The sequence below is a fragment of the Flavobacterium psychrotrophum genome (assembly GCF_003403075.1).
In the GTDB taxonomy this organism is placed as follows: domain Bacteria; phylum Bacteroidota; class Bacteroidia; order Flavobacteriales; family Flavobacteriaceae; genus Flavobacterium; species Flavobacterium psychrotrophum.
The window spans coordinates 3,031,987-3,050,085 of sequence record NZ_CP031557.1 but is presented as its reverse complement, the minus strand read 5'-3'; the positions used below and the strand labels follow the sequence as shown (position 1 = coordinate 3,050,085).

General features: G+C 41.6%; 10 protein-coding genes. All 10 read left to right on the top strand.

Going from position 1 to position 18,099, the window contains the following annotated elements:
- The first annotated feature begins 78 nt into the window (after positions 1-78).
- The 10 genes from DYH63_RS13060 to DYH63_RS13015 all read left to right on the top strand — a co-directional run bounded on the left by DYH63_RS13060 (position 79) and on the right by DYH63_RS13015 (position 18,092).
- Complete coding sequence (locus DYH63_RS13060) at positions 79-3,303, top strand: discoidin domain-containing protein (protein ID WP_116789227.1); 3,225 nt, start codon at positions 79-81, stop codon at positions 3,301-3,303.
- Positions 3,300-4,277 (top strand): glycoside hydrolase family 43 protein, encoded by a 978-nt coding sequence (locus tag DYH63_RS13055; RefSeq protein WP_116789226.1) that lies wholly within the window; start codon positions 3,300-3,302, stop codon positions 4,275-4,277. Before DYH63_RS13060 ends, DYH63_RS13055 begins: the two co-directional genes overlap by 4 nt.
- Before the next feature lie 51 nt (positions 4,278-4,328).
- On the top strand, positions 4,329-7,310 hold the full coding sequence (locus DYH63_RS13050) for a discoidin domain-containing protein (protein WP_116789225.1): 2,982 nt from the start codon (positions 4,329-4,331) through the stop codon (positions 7,308-7,310).
- Complete coding sequence (locus tag DYH63_RS13045) at positions 7,310-8,803, top strand: sialate O-acetylesterase (protein ID WP_205528248.1); 1,494 nt, start codon at positions 7,310-7,312, stop codon at positions 8,801-8,803. Before DYH63_RS13050 ends, DYH63_RS13045 begins: the two co-directional genes overlap by 1 nt.
- A 208-nt stretch (positions 8,804-9,011) precedes the next feature.
- A complete protein-coding gene (locus DYH63_RS13040; protein ID WP_116789224.1) occupies positions 9,012-10,763 on the top strand; it encodes a RagB/SusD family nutrient uptake outer membrane protein in 1,752 nt (583 codons plus the stop codon).
- A gap of 32 nt (positions 10,764-10,795) precedes the next feature.
- Positions 10,796-11,719, top strand: coding sequence for a DUF4961 domain-containing protein (locus DYH63_RS13035; protein WP_116789223.1), 924 nt, complete (start codon positions 10,796-10,798; stop codon positions 11,717-11,719).
- A gap of 59 nt (positions 11,720-11,778) precedes the next feature.
- Positions 11,779-12,213, top strand: coding sequence for a DUF5004 domain-containing protein (locus DYH63_RS13030; RefSeq protein WP_116789222.1), 435 nt, complete (start codon positions 11,779-11,781; stop codon positions 12,211-12,213).
- 9 nt (positions 12,214-12,222) lie between these two features.
- Positions 12,223-13,200 (top strand): DUF4961 domain-containing protein, encoded by a 978-nt coding sequence (locus DYH63_RS13025; RefSeq protein WP_116789221.1) that lies wholly within the window; start codon positions 12,223-12,225, stop codon positions 13,198-13,200.
- Between the two features lie 40 nt (positions 13,201-13,240).
- Positions 13,241-16,369, top strand: coding sequence for a SusC/RagA family TonB-linked outer membrane protein (locus DYH63_RS13020; RefSeq protein ID WP_116789220.1), 3,129 nt, complete (start codon positions 13,241-13,243; stop codon positions 16,367-16,369).
- Between the two features lie 7 nt (positions 16,370-16,376).
- Positions 16,377-18,092 (top strand): RagB/SusD family nutrient uptake outer membrane protein, encoded by a 1,716-nt coding sequence (locus tag DYH63_RS13015; protein ID WP_116789219.1) that lies wholly within the window; start codon positions 16,377-16,379, stop codon positions 18,090-18,092.
- Positions 18,093-18,099: the final 7 nt, after the last annotated feature.

Sequence of the window (18,099 nt, the reverse complement as noted above, 5' to 3'; positions counted from 1 at the left end):
CAGAAATATTTTGTAAATTAATAATTATTTAATTCTTTTGCTAAATCGTTTTAGCGATTGAAGGCTAAAAAATGACCAATGAAAAAAAGACCTACTAATTTTATCCTGATATATTTTTTGCTTCGGCTGCTTTGTACGGCGGCCTTTGCACAATCGAATATGCTGAACCTTGATAGCAGTAATCCGCTAACAAACTGGAAGGTTTATCCGGCAGACCAGGTAACTAACACGGCGCCCGTTTTGCAGCCGGGTTATGATACTTCGGGGTGGGTAACAGCTACAGTGCCGGGTACTGTTTTTGCTGCTTATGTGGCACAGGGCTTTGAGGAAAATCCTGACTATGGCGATAACATCTATAGGGCTGACCGCACAAAGTATAACAAAAATTTTTGGTACCGCACAGAACTTGCAATCCCTGCCAGCCTTTCCGGAAATAGAAAATGGCTAAACCTTGAAGGGGTAAACCGCGATGCCGATGTGTACTTTAACGGCCATTTCCTGGGGAACATTAAAGGAATACTACAGCGCGGAAAATATGATATTACAAGCTTTATAAACACATTGGGCAGCAATGCGCTTGCCATACTGGTATACCTGCCGCAGGGCGCACTTAACTGCTCTGCAAGCCCCACTTATATACCCAGTGCAAGTTGGGACTGGATGCCTTATGTTCCCGGCCTTAATAGCGGTATAACTAATGATATCTACATCAGTACTTCTAACGAAGTTACCATAAACGACCCGTGGATCAGGACCAAAGTACTATCTGAGGCCGTTGCTAATTTAAAAATATCGGCAGAGCTAAAAAATAATTCTGGTAAGGCCATAACCGGTGTTTTGAGTGGTACAATTATGCCGGGCAACATACCCTTTTCTAAAACGGTTACCATTCCTGCAAATGGTACTGTAAATGCAGTAACTGAGCTTACGGTTAATAATCCGCAGCTGTGGTGGCCAAATGGCTACGGTGCGCAAAACCTGTACACCTGTAATTTCGAATTTAAGAAAGACGGTACCGTATCTGACCAGAAGAATGTAACGTTTGGCATCAGGGAGTATAGTTATGATACCACAGGAGATGTATTCCATTTATATATTAACGGAAAGAAGATTTTTCTCAAAGGGGGTAACTGGGGCATGTCTGAATATATGCTGCGTTGCAAAAAAGACGAATATGATACCAAGATACGGCTTCATAAAGAAATGAATTACAACGTGATTCGTAACTGGACAGGGGCTACTACAGATGAAGAATTTTATGAAGCCTGCGACAAGCACGGCATCATGGTGTGGGATGATTTCTGGCTGATTACAACTTATTTTAACTGGCCGGATTTTGAAGTTTTCAGGAATAATGTTGCCGAAAAGATAAAGCGTAACCGCAACTATGCCTCAATAGCATTGTGGTGTGGTGCTAACGAAATGACCCCGCCAGACGATTATGTAAGCATGTACAGGAGCGCAGTAAACCAGTACGACGGCGATGACCGTTGGTTTCAGCCCAACTCAAACCACGGCAGTATGAGTGGCAGCGGGCCGTGGCAAAACTTTCATCCGGCAGAGTATTTTAATACTGCCCCAAGAATGCCCGGCGCCATAGAAAGCTACGGCATGCGCAGCGAACTGGGTACGGCAGTATTTCCTAACTACGATAGTTTTCAGAAGTTTATGCCGGAGGCAAACCAGTGGCCACGCAATACCATGTGGGAGCAGCATTTTTTTGGCGATACCTACGCACCGGCGGCTAATGCCAATAAGTTTTTTGAAACTGTAAATAACTACTATGGCAATTGTAGCAGCATACAGGAGTTCTGTAAGAAATCGCAGTTGGTAAACATACAGGTTAACCAGGCCATGTATGAGGGCTGGCTGCACAACCTTAACAATGATGCCTCCGGACTCATCATCTGGATGAGCCAGTCGGCATATCCATCAATGCTTTGGCAAACTTATGATTACTATTATGACCTTAACGGTGCATACTGGGGAGTTAAGGCAGCCTGCGAACCGGTACATATTTTAAAAGTACCAACAACCGGTAAATTTGAAGTAGTTAATACATCAGGTGCAGCCCGTTCCTGGCTTAATGCCAGCCTGGAGATTGTAAACCTGCATGGGGAAACGCAGTATACTTTTCAGGCAAACCTGCCTGAATTGGCGGCAGATGCCAAGGTGGCAGACGTTTTTGGCAACCTGAATATTGATACGGCCAGGCTAACGCAGGTATATTTTGAAAGACTCAGGCTAACGGATGCTTCCGGCGCTGTGGTTTCAGAAAACTTTTACTGGCCTACGCTCAACGAAAACAATTATAACTACGTCAATACCCTCCACCCGGTAACACTTACTGTGGCACAACAGGTACAGGCCGGAGCAGATGAAACAGTAGTAACAGCTACAATAAGCAATCCCGTGCAGGAAACCGCTTTTGCAGTACGTGTGCAATTGGTTAACCCAGCGACAGGGCAAGCTATTTTGCCTGCTTTTATTGATAAGGGATACTTTACACTGTTCCCCGGAGAGAGCAAGCTGGTTACCATAAAAGTAAGATCGTCGCAATTACAGGGTATAACGCCGCAAGTAAAGGCTACACCGTATAATGACCCTGAAATGGGTCTGATCCAGAATCTGGCATTGTTTAAGCCTACTACGGTTTCATCAACATTTGGCACTATAAATACGGCAGGCAAAGCCACAGACGGCAGTTATGCTACACGTTGGGAAAGTAATTATTCTGACCCGCAATGGCTAATGACAGACTTGCTGGAACAATACCAGATAAACCGCATTAAGATAAAGTGGGAGGGAGCGCGTGCCTCTAAATACAGCATAGATACTTCTACTGATGGCATTAACTGGACAGTGTTGCAAATGGTAGATAACAATACAGAACTGGATAATGAATTTAACGGCTTATCTGTCAATGCCCGTTATGTAAGGGTAAGTGGCATACAGCGCGCATCGGTATGGGGATATTCTATCTACGAACTGGAAGTGTATGGGCAGGCGGTACTGGCATCAGATAAGCCGCAGCTTAACGATAAAACGGCACCATATCCTAATCCGTTTAAAAATAGTATTTCGATACCATTACCTTTAAACATGGGCAGTACTTTTGAGATAGAACTCAGGGATGCTTCGGGCAGGTTAGTAGCGCAGCACAAAGGAAAGAACTTATTAGCTAAAACAGTCTTTGACTGGGAACCCACAACTAAAGAAGGGGGAACCCTTGCATCGGGTGTATATTTTTTAGCTTTAAAATGCAATAGGAATACTACAACATATAAAATAATCAAGCAATGATAAACAGCAAGTATTTACTTTTTCTAATGGTTATATCAGGTATGCTGGGTTGCAACGCGCAGGTAAAAAGCGCGGGCAACCCGGTTATCAAAGGCTGGTATGCTGACCCCGAAGGAGCAATTTTTGAAGGCAAATATTTTATCTATCCCACCTATTCTGATAAGTATGAGAAACAGGTTTTTATGGATGCTTTTTCTTCAAAAGACCTTGTAACCTGGCAAAAACATGAGCGCATTATAGATACAGCATCGGTAAAATGGGCTAAATATGCCATGTGGGCACCGTCTATAATAGAAAAGAAAGGTAAATACTTTTTGTTTTTTAGCGCAAACGATATACAAAAAGACAATCAGGGTGGGGGAATAGGCATTGCGGTAGCAAGCCACCCCGAAGGGCCGTTTAAAGATTACCTTGGCAAGCCGCTAATTGATAAGTTTTATAATGGCGCACAGCCCATAGACCAGTTTGTATTTAAAGATGGCGATAACTATTACCTTATTTATGGGGGATGGAGGCATTGTAACATGGCCTTGCTAAATGATGACTTTACAGGTTTTAAAACAATTGATGGCGAAACGTTTAAAGAAATTACACCCCAGGATTATGTAGAAGGGCCTTTTATGTTTAAGCGCAACGGCAAATATTACTTTATGTGGTCTGAAGGCGACTGGACCGGGCCGGATTATAAAGTGGCTTATGCGATTGCAGATTCGCCAATGGGGCCATTTAAAAGAATTGCGACCGTGCTGGAGCAGGATCCTGCTGTGGCGCGAGGGGCGGGGCACCATTCATTAATAAAAATTCCGGGTAAAGATGAGTGGTACATTGTTTACCATCGCAGGCCAATTGGCGATACTAATGGTAATCATCGTGCTACCTGTATCGAGAAGCTGGAATTTGATAAAGACGGTTTCATCAAAAAAGTACAGCTAACCGATAAAGGCGTATCAGCAAGGCCACTTAAAAAGAAATAAAAGTAATTGCTGCCGATAGGAAGTCAGCGACAAATAAAATTCCAAAAACAAATGATAACCAAAAAAGCACAACAATTTATTGCACTGTTTTTATGTGTATTACTACTATCAAACTGTTCTAAAAAATATACTGCCCATGCGGATAGCGTTTCGTTAGACAGTGGCTCGCCATTAGTAAACTGGCAGGTAAAACCACAAAACCTTGTAGGAGCAGACAGCCTTAAAATATTCGACAGTAATTTTCAGTCAACGGGCTGGGTAAGTGCTACAGTACCGGGCATTGTGTTTAACGATTATGTAAACGCAGGCGCTGAAAAAGAACCAAACTTTGGCGATAATATTTATAAGGTTGATAAAGATAAATATGACCGCAATTTTTGGTACAAAACAAGCCTTACCATTCCGGAGAATTATAAGTCAGGTAAGACATGGCTTAATTTTGAAGGTATCAACAGGAAAGCTGATGTTTTCTTAAACGGGAAAAAATTAGGCCACCTGGACGGATTTATGGACAGGGGGATGTTTGATATTACAGATGTTGCCGCTAAAGACGGTAATAATATACTGGCTGTATTGGTATATTATCCTGTAAAGCCAATACCTAACTTTGCAAGCCCTACTTATATATCCAGCGCCAGCTGGGACTGGATGCCTTATGTACCGGGACTTTTAATGGGCATTACTGATAATGTTTACCTTAGTAATTCGGGCAATGTAACCCTGCACGATACCTGGGTACGCACTGACCTGATCTCTAAAACAGAAGCCAACCTTAGTGTACAAGCGGAGCTTCAGAATCACACCGCTGAAAAAAAATCAGGAGTTTTAAAGGGCATGATAATGCCAGGGAATATAGCCTTTGAAATGCCGGTAACGTTTGATGCTAACGAAAGAAAAATAATCAATTTTGATAAGGAAGCTTACAAGCAACTGAATATTAAGAACCCTAAACTGTGGTGGCCTAACGGTTACGGAGCACAGGATCTATATACCTGTAACCTGCAATTTACAGAAGGCAAAACGGTAAGCGCCCAGGATAAAGAAGTTTTTGGTATTAGGGAATATAAGTATGAGACAATCAATGGTATGTTTCATGTATTTGTAAATGGCGAGCGCATCTTTTTAAAAGGTGGCAACTGGGGTATGTCAGAATATTTACTAAAATGCCGTGGCAACGAATATGATACGAAGGTAAGGCTTCATAAAGAAATGAATTTCAATGTTATCAGGAACTGGATAGGATCTGTAACCGATGAAGAGTTTTATGATGCCTGCGACAAATATGGCATGATGGTATGGGACGATTTTTGGCTTAATTCGCACAAAAACCTGCCACGCGATATAGAGACATTCAACAAGAATGCTATAGAGAAAATAAAGAGGTTAAGAAACCATGCGAGTATTGCGGTATGGTGTGGCGATAACGAAAGTTCTCCTGAGCCACCGCTTGACGATATGCTTAAAGAAGTCGTTCTTAAATATGATGGTGGCGACAGAAGGTACCAACCCAATTCAAGAAAAATAGGCGGGCTATCAGGCAGTGGGCCATGGGCAAATTTTAGTCCGCAAACATATTTTGCGGGGCTTGGCGGCTTTGAAGGAGATGAGGGAACGGTAAAAGGTTTCCGTAGCGAGGTAGGTACCGCGGTATTTACAACCTTTGAAAGTTTTAAAAAATTCATGCCAAAAGAGAACTGGTGGCCGCGTAACGATATGTGGGATAAGCATTTCTTTGGCCCGTCGGCAGCTAATGGCGGCCCTGACAAATACGAGAAAACTATAGACGAAAGTTATGGCAAAGCAAAGGGAATTAAAGATTTTACTCAAAAAGCACAGTTGCTGAACCTGGAAACAAATAAAGCCATGTATGAAGGCTGGCGCCATACCCAGTGGGATGATGCTACAGGTATCATGACGTGGATGAGCCAGTCGGCATATCCGTCTTTTGTATGGCAAACCTATGATTATTATTATGACCTTAATGGTGCTTACTGGGGTGTAAAAGCAGGATGCGAGCCGCTGCATATACAGTGGTCTGCGGCAGATAATACTATTAATGTAGTAAACGGTACACTAAACGATTATGCAAACCTTATAGCTGAGGCTGCTCTGTATGACATGACCGGGAAACCCCTTGAAAGTTTTGGTATGAAAGCAACGGTTACTGCTCCTGCTAATAAATCTACAAAAGCGTTAAAGTTAAATTTCAATATAAATAACCTGGCTAACGGTAAGGCTGTTGTGGCTTCGTCTTCTTCTAAAGATGCTAAAGACGCGGGCATTGTTACCGATGGTAGTGCGGGTACGCGCTGGAGCAGTAATTATAATGACAATGAGTGGATATATGTAGACCTTGGCGCGCCTACCGAGATCAATACCATAAGGTTGTTATGGGAAAGTGCTTATGGCAAGGCATATAAAGTTTTAGTATCTAACAACGGTAAAGACTGGAAAGAGCTTTATGATACTAAAACTGGCGATGGCGGTACCGATGAGATTACCTTTAAGCCAATGACTACCCGTTATATAAAAATACAGGGTGTAGAACGCGCTACAGACTGGGGCTATTCGCTATATGAAATTGAGGCATATAATATTAAGGCAGAAGAAAAAGGTAAAGATAAATTACCACCGATACACTTTATAAAGCTGAAGCTTAAAAATGCAGAGGGTACATTAGTATCTGAGAATTTTTACTGGAGAGGAGAGAAGTCACTGGACTATACTGCTCTTGATAAACTTGAGAAAGTTAATCTTGATGTTGCTAAAACAGTAACAGAAAAAGAGGGGAAATATTTTGTAACCGCTACAATTACAAACCCTGCATCATCTAAAATGATAGCCTTTGCTACAGATGTAAGGCTTGTAAACAGCAAAACGTTAGAGCAGTATCTGCCAACGTTTAAGACAGATAGTTACTTTTCGTTACTTCCGGGGGAATCTAAAGAGGTTACCCTTGAAATTATAAAAACGGCACTTAACGGCGATACGCCTGTGCTGGTGGTAGAACCATATAATAACATTAAAGAATAATGAGATTTTTTTTAAAAGCTATAAAACCAATGCTGGTGTGTGCAATGTGTTTTGTCTCCTTGATATCATTAGCACAAAAAGCAACCCTTAAATTTGCTGATCCGCTTACTGCTAATATGGTTGTGCAGCAAAACCAGCCATTTACGGTTTGGGGTACAGCAAAGCCCGGAGCAACGGTAAAAATTACCGCAGACTGGACTTCGCCTGTTACTGTGTTGGCCGATAATAAAGGAGCATTTAAAGGTATAATTCCTGTTATAAAGGTAAGTAAAGGCGATTATGCGAAACATACTGTATCAATATCGAGCGGTAAAGAAAAAGCAGAATTAACTAATGTGCTTATTGGCGAAGTATGGATTTGCAGTGGGCAGTCGAATATGCAGTTTGGCATGAAAGAAGTGCCCAATGCGGCGGCTGAGCTGGCACAAGCCAATAACCCAAACATCAGGCTGTTTAGCACTGGGCTTAATTTTAGCGATACACCCATAAATACGGTATCGGGTACATGGAAGGCATGCACACCAGAGACAGCTAAAGAATTCTCTGCCGTAGGATATTATTTTGGAGCTTTGCTGCAAAAGGAATTAGATGTTCCGGTGGGGTTATTGTTTACAGGAATAGGAGCTTCGGCGGCGCAGGCTTATGTGCCTAAAGATGTTTTAGCTAACAATCCGCTTTTAAATGAAGCCTATCTTCAGCCATATTTATCTTCAGAAAAATCTAAAGAAGTAATAAACGGAGGTTTTTCTTTCGAAAAAGTAACAAGGCCGTATTTGCTATATAATGCTCTTATACATCCGTTTACTAATCTATCTATAAAAGGAGTAGTTTGGTATCAGGGAGAAGCAAATCATACTGAAAGAGAAAACTATACCCAACTAATGTATGCCATGATAGGTGCATGGCGCGATGCTTTTAAACAGGGTAATTTTCCGTTCTATTATGTGCAGGTTGCTCCTTATTATCAGGATATTGAAGACCCCGCAGCTTATGGCGATGCTTTTTTCAGGGAGGCACAAGGTAAGATTTCAAACCTTAATAATACCGAAATGGTAGTAACTATGGATGTGGGCGAGGCTAAAGACCTGCATCCTAAAAATAAGAAGCCAATAGGCGTTCGCCTTGCTAAAACGGCGCTTAACCGTACGTACGTCAGACTTAACCAGGATTATAAAGGGCCAACATTTGATTATGTGGAGTTTAGAGGAGCAAAGGCTATCGTGAATTTTTACCCTGAAACAGTAAAATCCGGGTTGCAAACTAACGACGGAAAGGCGCCAAAATACTTTCAACTTGCAGGTGTTGACCAGCAATTTTATGATGCTGAAGCTGTCATCGACGGCGAAAAAGTGGTTTTGGCATCGCTAAAAGTAACGCAGCCAGTAGCTGTAAGGTATGCTTTTACCAACTATCCGGTAACAAATTTCGAAAATAAAGAGAAAATTCCGGCAGTTCCTTTTCGATCAGATAATTGGAAAGAGATTAAAAAATAAACGTTTTCGTTGATTTTCTTAACAAAAAATTAAGCGAATTGCGTAAACGTTATTTTTTTGATAATTTGTGTATTTAGCAACTTTTTACCCTAAAAAAAATTGATTATTAAATATTTGTTATATGTAATTTTTATTGTAATATTGCTAAAACGATTTACCTAAAATTTTTTGTTCATTTTGCTATAACGATTTAGTAACCCAGACAGCTATGAGAATATTTGTTAAAACCTTATTAATTATTTTAGTGCTACAGTCAATGGTTTCCTGTAGTAAAGATTTCCTTGACCAGACGGTTACCACCGACCTTGATGAGGCTACCGTATTTGCCGACAGTACTTATACTACTGCATTCTTATCTGATATTTATACGCAAATAGGCTTTGCAAGTGCACCGGACAGGTTCTCGGCAGGCTTTGTAAGGGCAGGAGGTTTGCAGACAGCAGGAGATGAGGCAGAACCTCTTGTATTGCCATCGGTAACCGCCGACCTGCAATTTGTAACAGGTACTGTAAATTCAGTAACTATAGATAACAGGGCATGGGCTGTACCCTATGCTTACATACGCAAAGTTAATGTGTTCCTTAAACATTTACCTACTACGCCTCTTTCTAATGCGCGTAAGCAAAGCTTTGGAGGCGAGGCACGTTTTTTAAGGGCATGGTATTATGCGGCACTATTGCAGCATTATGGGGGTGTGCCGCTTGTAGGCGATGCTATTTACAATGCTACAGAACGCATTCCGGCAGAACGCGCCACATATGAAGAAGTTGTTAATTACATAGTTTCTGAGTGTGATGCAGCGGCGGCAATGCTAACAATGAAACCATCGGGCAGGCAATATGGCCGTGCCGGAGCAGGGGCTTGTAAAGCATTAAAGGCAAGGGTGCTATTATATGCAGCCAGCCCATTATTTAACGGCAGCGATTTTGGCGAGCCATACAATAGCCTTTTAGGATACCCTACCGAGAATCAAGACCGCTGGAGGATTGCTATGGAAGCAGCCCAGGATGTTATAAATACTGGTGCATATCAAATGTATTTAGATAATACCCGTGAGCCGGGTTATGGCTGGTATGCTCAGTTTAACGCTAATGCAGGTGGTGTAGCAAGTAATGTTGCTGCAGCTACAGGAGGAACTATCCTGGAATTTCAGGCTGGTGGAGGTGCACAGTTAGAGCAACTATTTAATCCACCATCAAGGGGTTCTGTAGGCCCGGGTGGTTTCCCATATCAGCAAACTATCGATGCTTTCCAGATGGCTAATGGTAAAGATATTACAGACCCTACATCGGGCTACAATCCTGCTAACCCGTACCAAAACAGAGATCCTCGATTTAAGAACAGTATTATACACGACCAGGCACTACTACCTGCGGGTAATGCACTATCTACACCGGTAGATATTTATCTGGGTAGTTATGAGGGCCAGCCTGCCGGACAGGATGCAGTACACTCTGGTACTACTACAGGATACTATATTAATAAATTCCGTAACAGGGATATATCAGGTACAGATGGTATTACTACCAGCCAGGAACGCCCACTAATACGCTATTCTGAAATATTACTAAGTTTTGCTGAAGCCCGAAACGAGTTTATGGGGCCAGATACTGATGTGTATAATGCTATAGAATCGGTAAGGCAGGTAGCCGGACTGAACCCTTATAAACTTCCTACAGGGCTTAGTAAAGAGGCAATGCGCGAGGTTATAAGACACGAAAGGCAGGTAGAGCTTATGTTTGAAAGCCACCGTTTTTGGGATGTACGCCGCTGGATGATCGCCCCAACTACCGAAAGCCAACTGATGAAAGGCAAAGAGGTAAACAGGAACGGATCGTCTGTAAACTTTACCGATTTTAATGTGCGCCAGCACATATGGAGGGATGCCCAGTATTTCTGGCCTATACCTTATAGCGAGATATCTAAATCGCCTGAACTAATTCAAAACCCATCTTATTAACAATTATATAAACGTATAAAACGACTTACCTTATGAAAAACATTACCAAAATTTTTAAGAGTAAAAGGCTTTTAGCACTGGCTGCATTAGCATTATTAGTTACATCATGTGTTTATCTTGATGGTGTTGAAACGCCTAATGCCCTTGTTGCTGGCGAGACAGCAGAATTTACAATGAGCGTTCGTGTAGAACTTGCAGATGATATTGAAAACGAGAGGCTTATAATTGGTGTGCTTATGCCGGCCAGCTGGAATCCTGCTACAAATGTTACGGTAAACTATACCAGTACAAATGCAGGAGATGAAGGTGTACAGACCATGACGCTTATACCGGATAGTGTATTACCCGCACATGGCGGTACTAATACATGGCCACAGCACCTTGCTGCAAAATTTGGCGTTGGGCCTAATGCTGCAGGATCAAATATGCAGTGGGTGGCTTTCCAGAGTGATAAGGTATATAGCTTTACAGAAAACGCTACGATGACAGCTGCGGTAAAAATCAGGGCGCTTGTTGGAAACGAGAATCTTACAGCACAAATGGGCTTCTTTGTAAATAACTCAAGTGATGGACTTAGTGACGATGCTGACAGGTGGAAGGTGTCTTACAGCGACTGTATGCCTGTAACAGGTGGTACGGGTACTGTAAACAACTATTGCACACCTACAGCAGGTACAGATGGTTTTGAAAAGGCAGTAAAAATTGCTGCATATCCTAACCCTTTTACTGATAAGATTAGTTTTCCACTGGGTGTAAATGCCGGTACTGCTTATGAAGTAAGCATTTTTGATACCACAGGCAGAAAAGTAAAAGCATTTAAAGGTGCTGCTACAGATAATAACGAGGTATTCAATTTTGATAATAAGCTTGGAACCGGAGACCTTACCTCAGGCATATATATGGTTACTGTGAAGTCAGGTAAAGCTACCTCAAGCTTCAGGATCATTAAAAAGTAATTCAATCTCTATTTTATCCGGTGGGTAAGCCTGCCGGATAATTTTAAACCTTAAGAGCAATGAGAAAGATTTTTTCGTTAGCAGCTGTCACCATGCTTGTATTGTTTACGGCGTGTGCACCTTCTACAGATACGGGAGATTATAACGAACCAATAAAAGATATTGCCGGAAGCTGGCAGGTTATCAAAATAGAAAGGAACGGCGAAGATATTACCACTAAGGTTAACTTTAGCCAGTTCAGGGTCAACTTTCTGGAGGATGGGACCTATATTTTTGAAAACTATCTGCCATTTGTAGTGTCACGGCCGGGAACCTGGTCGCTGGATGATAAACAATATGCATTTAAAATCAATTTTCTGTCGGATTCGCAGGATGTCACCAGCCTTGAGTTTTCTTACCCAATAGTAGATGGTAAAAGGCAGATACAAATAAGCGGAAGCCCGGGCTGTAGCAGTAACACTTATACTTATACACTGCAAAGTGTGTCGCAATAAAACGATATTATGAAATATTTTAATAATAGAAGGTCTCTTATACTTAGTTTACTTTTAGTGGCGTTTGTGGCTGTTTCGTGTGTTTTTCTTGATGGTATAGATTATGAAGATACTCTTAATGCTAACGAGCAGGCAACATTTACTATGAAGGTAAGGGTAAAGCCTAATGAAGACTCAACAGGAGAAAAACTAATTATTTCTATACTGGTACCTAACAGCTGGGAAGCCGAAGCAAACACTACAGTTACTTACCTAAGTTCTATTGACGAAGGGGTGCAGTATATGAATATTGTTCCTAATAGCGTGGTACCTGCAAATGGAGGAGGGCTTACCTGGGCGCAGCATTTAAAAAACACATTTGGCGTAGGGCCAAACGTGCTTAATGATATGAAATGGGTTACGTTTCAGAGCGACAAAACCTATTCTGTAGCTAACAACGAGGAAGTAACTGCCGATGTAACAATAAAAACACTGGTAGGTGCTAAAAACCTTAAGGCTAAGATTGGTTTTTTTGTAAACAACTCCGGTGACGGACTTGGTACTGATGACAGGAGATGGAAAGTAATGTACTCTGACTGTATAGAAGTAGTTAACGGTACAGGTGCCACCATCGATTTTTGCGAACTGCACTATAATGTAGCACAGCCGCTAACCGCTACCAAAAACGATTTTGTGACCTTTAAATTTCAAGGGGATATACAGCCAAACCAACTAATAAATGCAAATGCAATTTATTTTTGCTCTACTGCATATACAAATAATGGCGGAGTCTACCAGATATGTGGTAGTGCTGCAACAAGTAATATGCAGCGGGAGTCAGAACTTAATAATATCTACTCTATAACGATATGGCCTGCCAATTATTACCAGATACCGGAAGGCGAGGAGATAGCTTACATAGATTATTCTTTCAGGAATGCTGACGGATCTGTAGAAATAAAAGAAAGCGACGGTTCTTTATTTAAGTACTTATTTGATTGTAATTAATTTCTGAGAATTTCATAAACCTAAATAAAAGCGTTGTCTTATGCACGATTCTTATATAAACAACAAGTTTAAATGCATTGCTGTGCTTATGCTGCTCTTGCTGTCCTGCAATATTTTTGCCCAGGAGAACTTAGACCAGCCGGCCGATGCAAACCAGATAAAAGGTAAAGTAATAGATGAGTATGGCAATACCGTTAATGGTGTTGTACTACAAACTATAGATAAAGATTCTATAACAACAACAATAAATGAAGGCGATTTTGCCTTTAGCTTTCAGGAGCATAAGGATGTCTACTTTTCTCATCCTAAATATTATGTAGAAAAAGTAAGCTTTACGCCGGATAATCTTTCGGCAGAGGTAAAGGTTACACTACGTGAAAAGTTTTTAAAACAAACAAACGAGCTTAGTGTGCTTTTTGACAAAGTACAAAAAGATCATTTCCTGGGCGCGGCGTCTACTATTTATACACCACAGCTAACCACTACGCTGCAGCAAACATATGCACACGCGTTACCGGGCAGGCTTGCAGGTTTATATACAGAGCAATACCGTGGTCTTAGGGATCCTCAAACAACAGCAAATACAGATTTTAACGTATATACCGGCGCGGGCATACCGCTACCGGGGCAACGTTCTATAACGTCAGATAATACACAGTTTAACCTTACACTGCGCGGGCAAAACCCGGTAGTGGTTATAGATGGTGTACAGCGCGACCTTTCCTCTATCGACCCGCAAAATATCGAATCTATTTCGGTACAAAAAGATGCCCTCTCATCAATACTTTTAGGTATGAGGAGTTCGAGGGGTATGCTTATTATTAATACTAAAGAGCCGGATAAACAAGGATTCAGGCTAAACTTTACTGCCGAAACAGGTTTTCAGCAGTCTATGAACCTGCCAAAACCATTACCGGCATACCAGTATGCTTACCTGCTTAACGAGGGACTGCAAAGAATAGGTGTTTCTCCGGTATATAGCGAAGCAGATTATCAAAAGTTTAAAGATGGCTCAAGCCCGTTTACGCATCCTGATGTAAACTGGTACAGCAAGGTGTTGAGAAACAATGCACCGCTTTCTATTTACAACCTAAATGTTAACGGAGGCGGTAAAACAGCACGCTATTTCTTAAGCCTGGGTTATTATACCCAGGACGGTTTCTTTAAAACGGCTGATAATAATGACTATGAAACTAACCAGACGCTTGACCGATACCTTGTAACTACAAAAGTAGACATAAATGTTACCGATGATTTTAAGGTAGGATTAAGCCTTTTTGGAAGGATAGAAGATGGTAACCAGCCGGGTGCAACAACAAACTCGGTATTGTCTACACTGTACACAACACCTAACAATGCTTATCCGGTATACAACCCTAATGGTACTTATGGCGGTAGCCGTGCATTTACAAGAAACGTTTGGGAAATGGCAACAAACTCTGGTTACCTACAGGATAACAAAAAAGATGTGCTTACTACCGTAAATCTTGATTACGATTTTAATAAGATATTAAAAGGATTAACCTTTAAAGGTATTACCAGTATTTCTGTACAAAACAGGACGGCAATATCCAGGGTAAAACAGAGCCAGGTATACGATTATACGCTAAATGACAGCGGTGCAGAAGGATACTCTGTATACGGTACGGTATCTCCGCAAACCAATAACTTTATATCGGTAGGTAACTCAAGATACTTCTTTGGGCAGGCAGCCTTAAATTATAAAAGAACCTTTGGTGTACACAATATAGAAGCTAAAGCGCTTGCAGATACTTATTCGGTAACCACTAACTACGACCTTCCTAACACTCCGGCAGATATAGCAGGAACAGTAAAATACAACATTAGCGAAAAATACTTTGCTGAGGCCGCTATAAACAGGAGTTTTTATAACGGTTACAGGCCGGGGCAGCAATGGGGTACATTCTATGCTTTTGGCTTAGGATATGATATAGCTAAAGAAGATTTTCTTAAAGATGTATCGTGGATAGACCAGCTTAAACTGCGCACCGTTTGTGGGCGTACCGGTAACGGTATAGATAATGCAGGCTATTATAACTGGAGGCAGACATTTAGTACTACCAATGCCTTTGACAATAATACATATCCATTAGGATATTCTGGTAGTACAGGTCTGGGTGTAGTAGAAAATGCGCCATTGTTCAACCCTAATGTTACCTGGGAAAAGGCTAATAAATTTGATGTGGGTGTAGACATCAGCCTCTTTAAAAATCACCTGAACATTACTGCAGATTACTACTATGACAAGTATTTTGACCTGTTGCAAACGCGTGGTAAAAGTATAGAGATCATTGGATTTACATACCCTGCCGAAAACATAGGCAAGAACCTTTATAAAGGTGGCGAAATATCAATAACATACCAAAACAATATTGGCGACTTTAACTACTATGTTACAGGAAACTGGTCGCAACAGGCATCAAAACGTGAGTTTTTTGACGAGCAGTTTAAGCCATATGGCTATAATAAGGTAACAGGCAATCCTGTAAACACTATTTATGGTTATGTTGCAGATGGTTTCTTCCAGAGCAGGGAAGAGATAGCTAACAGTGCTACTATTAATAATAATACCATTCAGCCGGGCGATATCAAATATAAAGATCTTAACGGCGATGGAGTAATAAACGACTTCGACGTTACAGCTATTGGTAATCTTAAGCCACTATCTTTCTATGGTATAGAGGCAGGTTTTAATTACAGAGGTTTTGATTTTAACGTACTCGTACAGGGCGTTTACAACAGGGATATCGTTTATAATAACGACGTAATGCAAACCGGTTTTATAAACATTAACCAGAGTTATGGCCAGGCTTACGAGCCGGTTATAGGCCGCTGGACACCTGAAAACCCTACGGGGGCTACAACACCGGGTATCCGCCCGGGAGTAGACGTGTTCTTTAATCCGTCTCCAAACTTTTCTAACAGTTCGTCATTTTTCGTACAGTCAGGAGATTATTTCAGGATAAAGAACTTTACGGTAGGTTACACGTTTCCTAAAGTGCTAACAGGTATGTCGCTAAGGATATTTGCCCAGGGGCTAAACCTGCTAACGGTTACTCCGTTTAAATATGGCGACCCGGAGGTGGCATCTTTTACAAGCTATCCTAACCAGCGGATATTTAGCGGTGGTGTAAACCTTAAATTTTAATTAAGCTATGAAAAAGATATTATATATAAGCCTGTTAGCTTTAGTATGCGGTATATTTTCGTGTACGAGCGACTATGAAACCGTGCCGGTAGAACAGTTTACAGAAGACCTTGTGTTTTCAAGGACCGACTCAATAGGTTCTAAGGCAAAAGAATTTCTTAATGCCATCTACTCTACTATGCCAAATGGTATAAACAGGGTAGGCGGAGATTATCTTGATGCAGCTACAGATGATGCCATATCATCATCACTTGGGCAGACAGATGTAGATAACCTGGCAGCGGGTAACTTTACCTCAATGACGCGCATAGCAACAGATATGACCTGGGGTACAAATTATAGTGCCATAAGGCGTGTAAACATTTTTATAAGGGGCATAGACCGTGTGCCGTTAAAGTTCACCTTTAACGATAACCAGCCCATGAACCGTGCCTGGAAAGCCGAGGCTAAATTTATAAGGGCGTTACATTATTTTGAACTTATAAAAAGATATGGTGGTGTGCCGGTAGTAGGCAATGAAGTTATGGATCTTGAAGATGATATTGAACTGCCAAGAAAAAGTTTTTCTGAATGTGTAGAGTACATTGTTGGAGAGCTTGATGCTATAAAAGACAGCCTAAGGGTAATACCTATACCTAACGCACAGGCCGATGCCCATGTTGTTACAAAAGGCGCTGCACTAGCTCTAAAAAGCAGGGTGTTGTTGTATGCTGCCAGCCCATTGTTTAATGGAGGTAACATTGCATCGGGCAATGAATTTACAGGTTATACAGATAATAGCCAGGACCGTTGGAAAAGGGCTGCCGATGCAGCGCGTGACTTTATTAGCACGCAAACCGGCTACAGCTTACAGCCAAATTTTGTAGATGCTTTTATTACTGATGGTAGCCCTGAGGTAATCTTCTTTAGGCAGGGTGGCAGGAACAAAGACCTTGAAAAGGCACATGCGCCTATAGGTTATGCCACACCAAACGATTCTCGTGGCAGGACAAGCCCTTCTCAAAATTTAGTAGAGGCGTTCCCAATGTTAGACGGTAAAGCTATAACTGATGCTACATCGGCGTATACATACAGCGTTGCTGACCAATATGCAAACAGGGACCCGAGGTTAAACTATACCGTTTTTCATGATGGATCAAGATGGCTTAATACTACGGTGCAAACCTATGTGGGAGGTAAGGACAACCCTAATGCTGCAATACAAAAGACCAAAACAAGCTATTATATGCGCAAGTTTATGGGGCGTTTTGAAGATACAGATGATTACCAGGATACAAGGCACAACTGGATCATGTTCAGGTATGCTGAAATACTGCTGAATTTTGCCGAAGCCGAAAATGAGTTTGGCGGTCCTACTAATGAGGTATATCAGGTGCTTACACAGCTGCGTGCACGTGCGGGTATACAAGCGGGTACTAACAATCTTTACGGCCTTACCGCTGGTATGAGCAAAGACCAGATGCGCGAAGCTATACATACCGAAAGGCGTATAGAAATGGCTTTTGAAGAACAGCGCTACTGGGATATCAGGAGGTGGAAAACTGCACAGGCAGTATATTCTCAGCCGGTAAGAGGCCTGCAAATCGTGCAGGTAGGGGGCACTAAAAACTACAATACTATAACAGTAAGATCCACAACTTTTAACGAAGCACGATACCTGTATCCTATACCTTATAGTGAGGTGGTTAAAAATGGCAACATGGTACAAAACCCGGGCTGGTAATTTTAAA

Bases quoted from the DNA above. Each gene is read 5' to 3' on its own strand.
- DYH63_RS13030 (WP_116789222.1), top strand. From the start codon at position 11,779: ATGAGAAAGATTTTTTCGTTAGCAGCTGTCACCATGCTTGTATTGTTT.
- DYH63_RS13035 (WP_116789223.1), top strand. From the start codon at position 10,796: ATGAAAAACATTACCAAAATTTTTAAGAGTAAAAGGCTTTTAGCACTG.
- DYH63_RS13020 (WP_116789220.1), top strand. From the start codon at position 13,241: ATGCACGATTCTTATATAAACAACAAGTTTAAATGCATTGCTGTGCTT.
- DYH63_RS13055 (WP_116789226.1), top strand. From the start codon at position 3,300: ATGATAAACAGCAAGTATTTACTTTTTCTAATGGTTATATCAGGTATG.
- DYH63_RS13015 (WP_116789219.1), top strand. From the start codon at position 16,377: ATGAAAAAGATATTATATATAAGCCTGTTAGCTTTAGTATGCGGTATA.
- DYH63_RS13025 (WP_116789221.1), top strand. From the start codon at position 12,223: ATGAAATATTTTAATAATAGAAGGTCTCTTATACTTAGTTTACTTTTA.
- DYH63_RS13050 (WP_116789225.1), top strand. From the start codon at position 4,329: ATGATAACCAAAAAAGCACAACAATTTATTGCACTGTTTTTATGTGTA.
- DYH63_RS13040 (WP_116789224.1), top strand. From the start codon at position 9,012: ATGAGAATATTTGTTAAAACCTTATTAATTATTTTAGTGCTACAGTCA.
- DYH63_RS13060 (WP_116789227.1), top strand. From the start codon at position 79: ATGAAAAAAAGACCTACTAATTTTATCCTGATATATTTTTTGCTTCGG.
- DYH63_RS13045 (WP_205528248.1), top strand. From the start codon at position 7,310: ATGAGATTTTTTTTAAAAGCTATAAAACCAATGCTGGTGTGTGCAATG.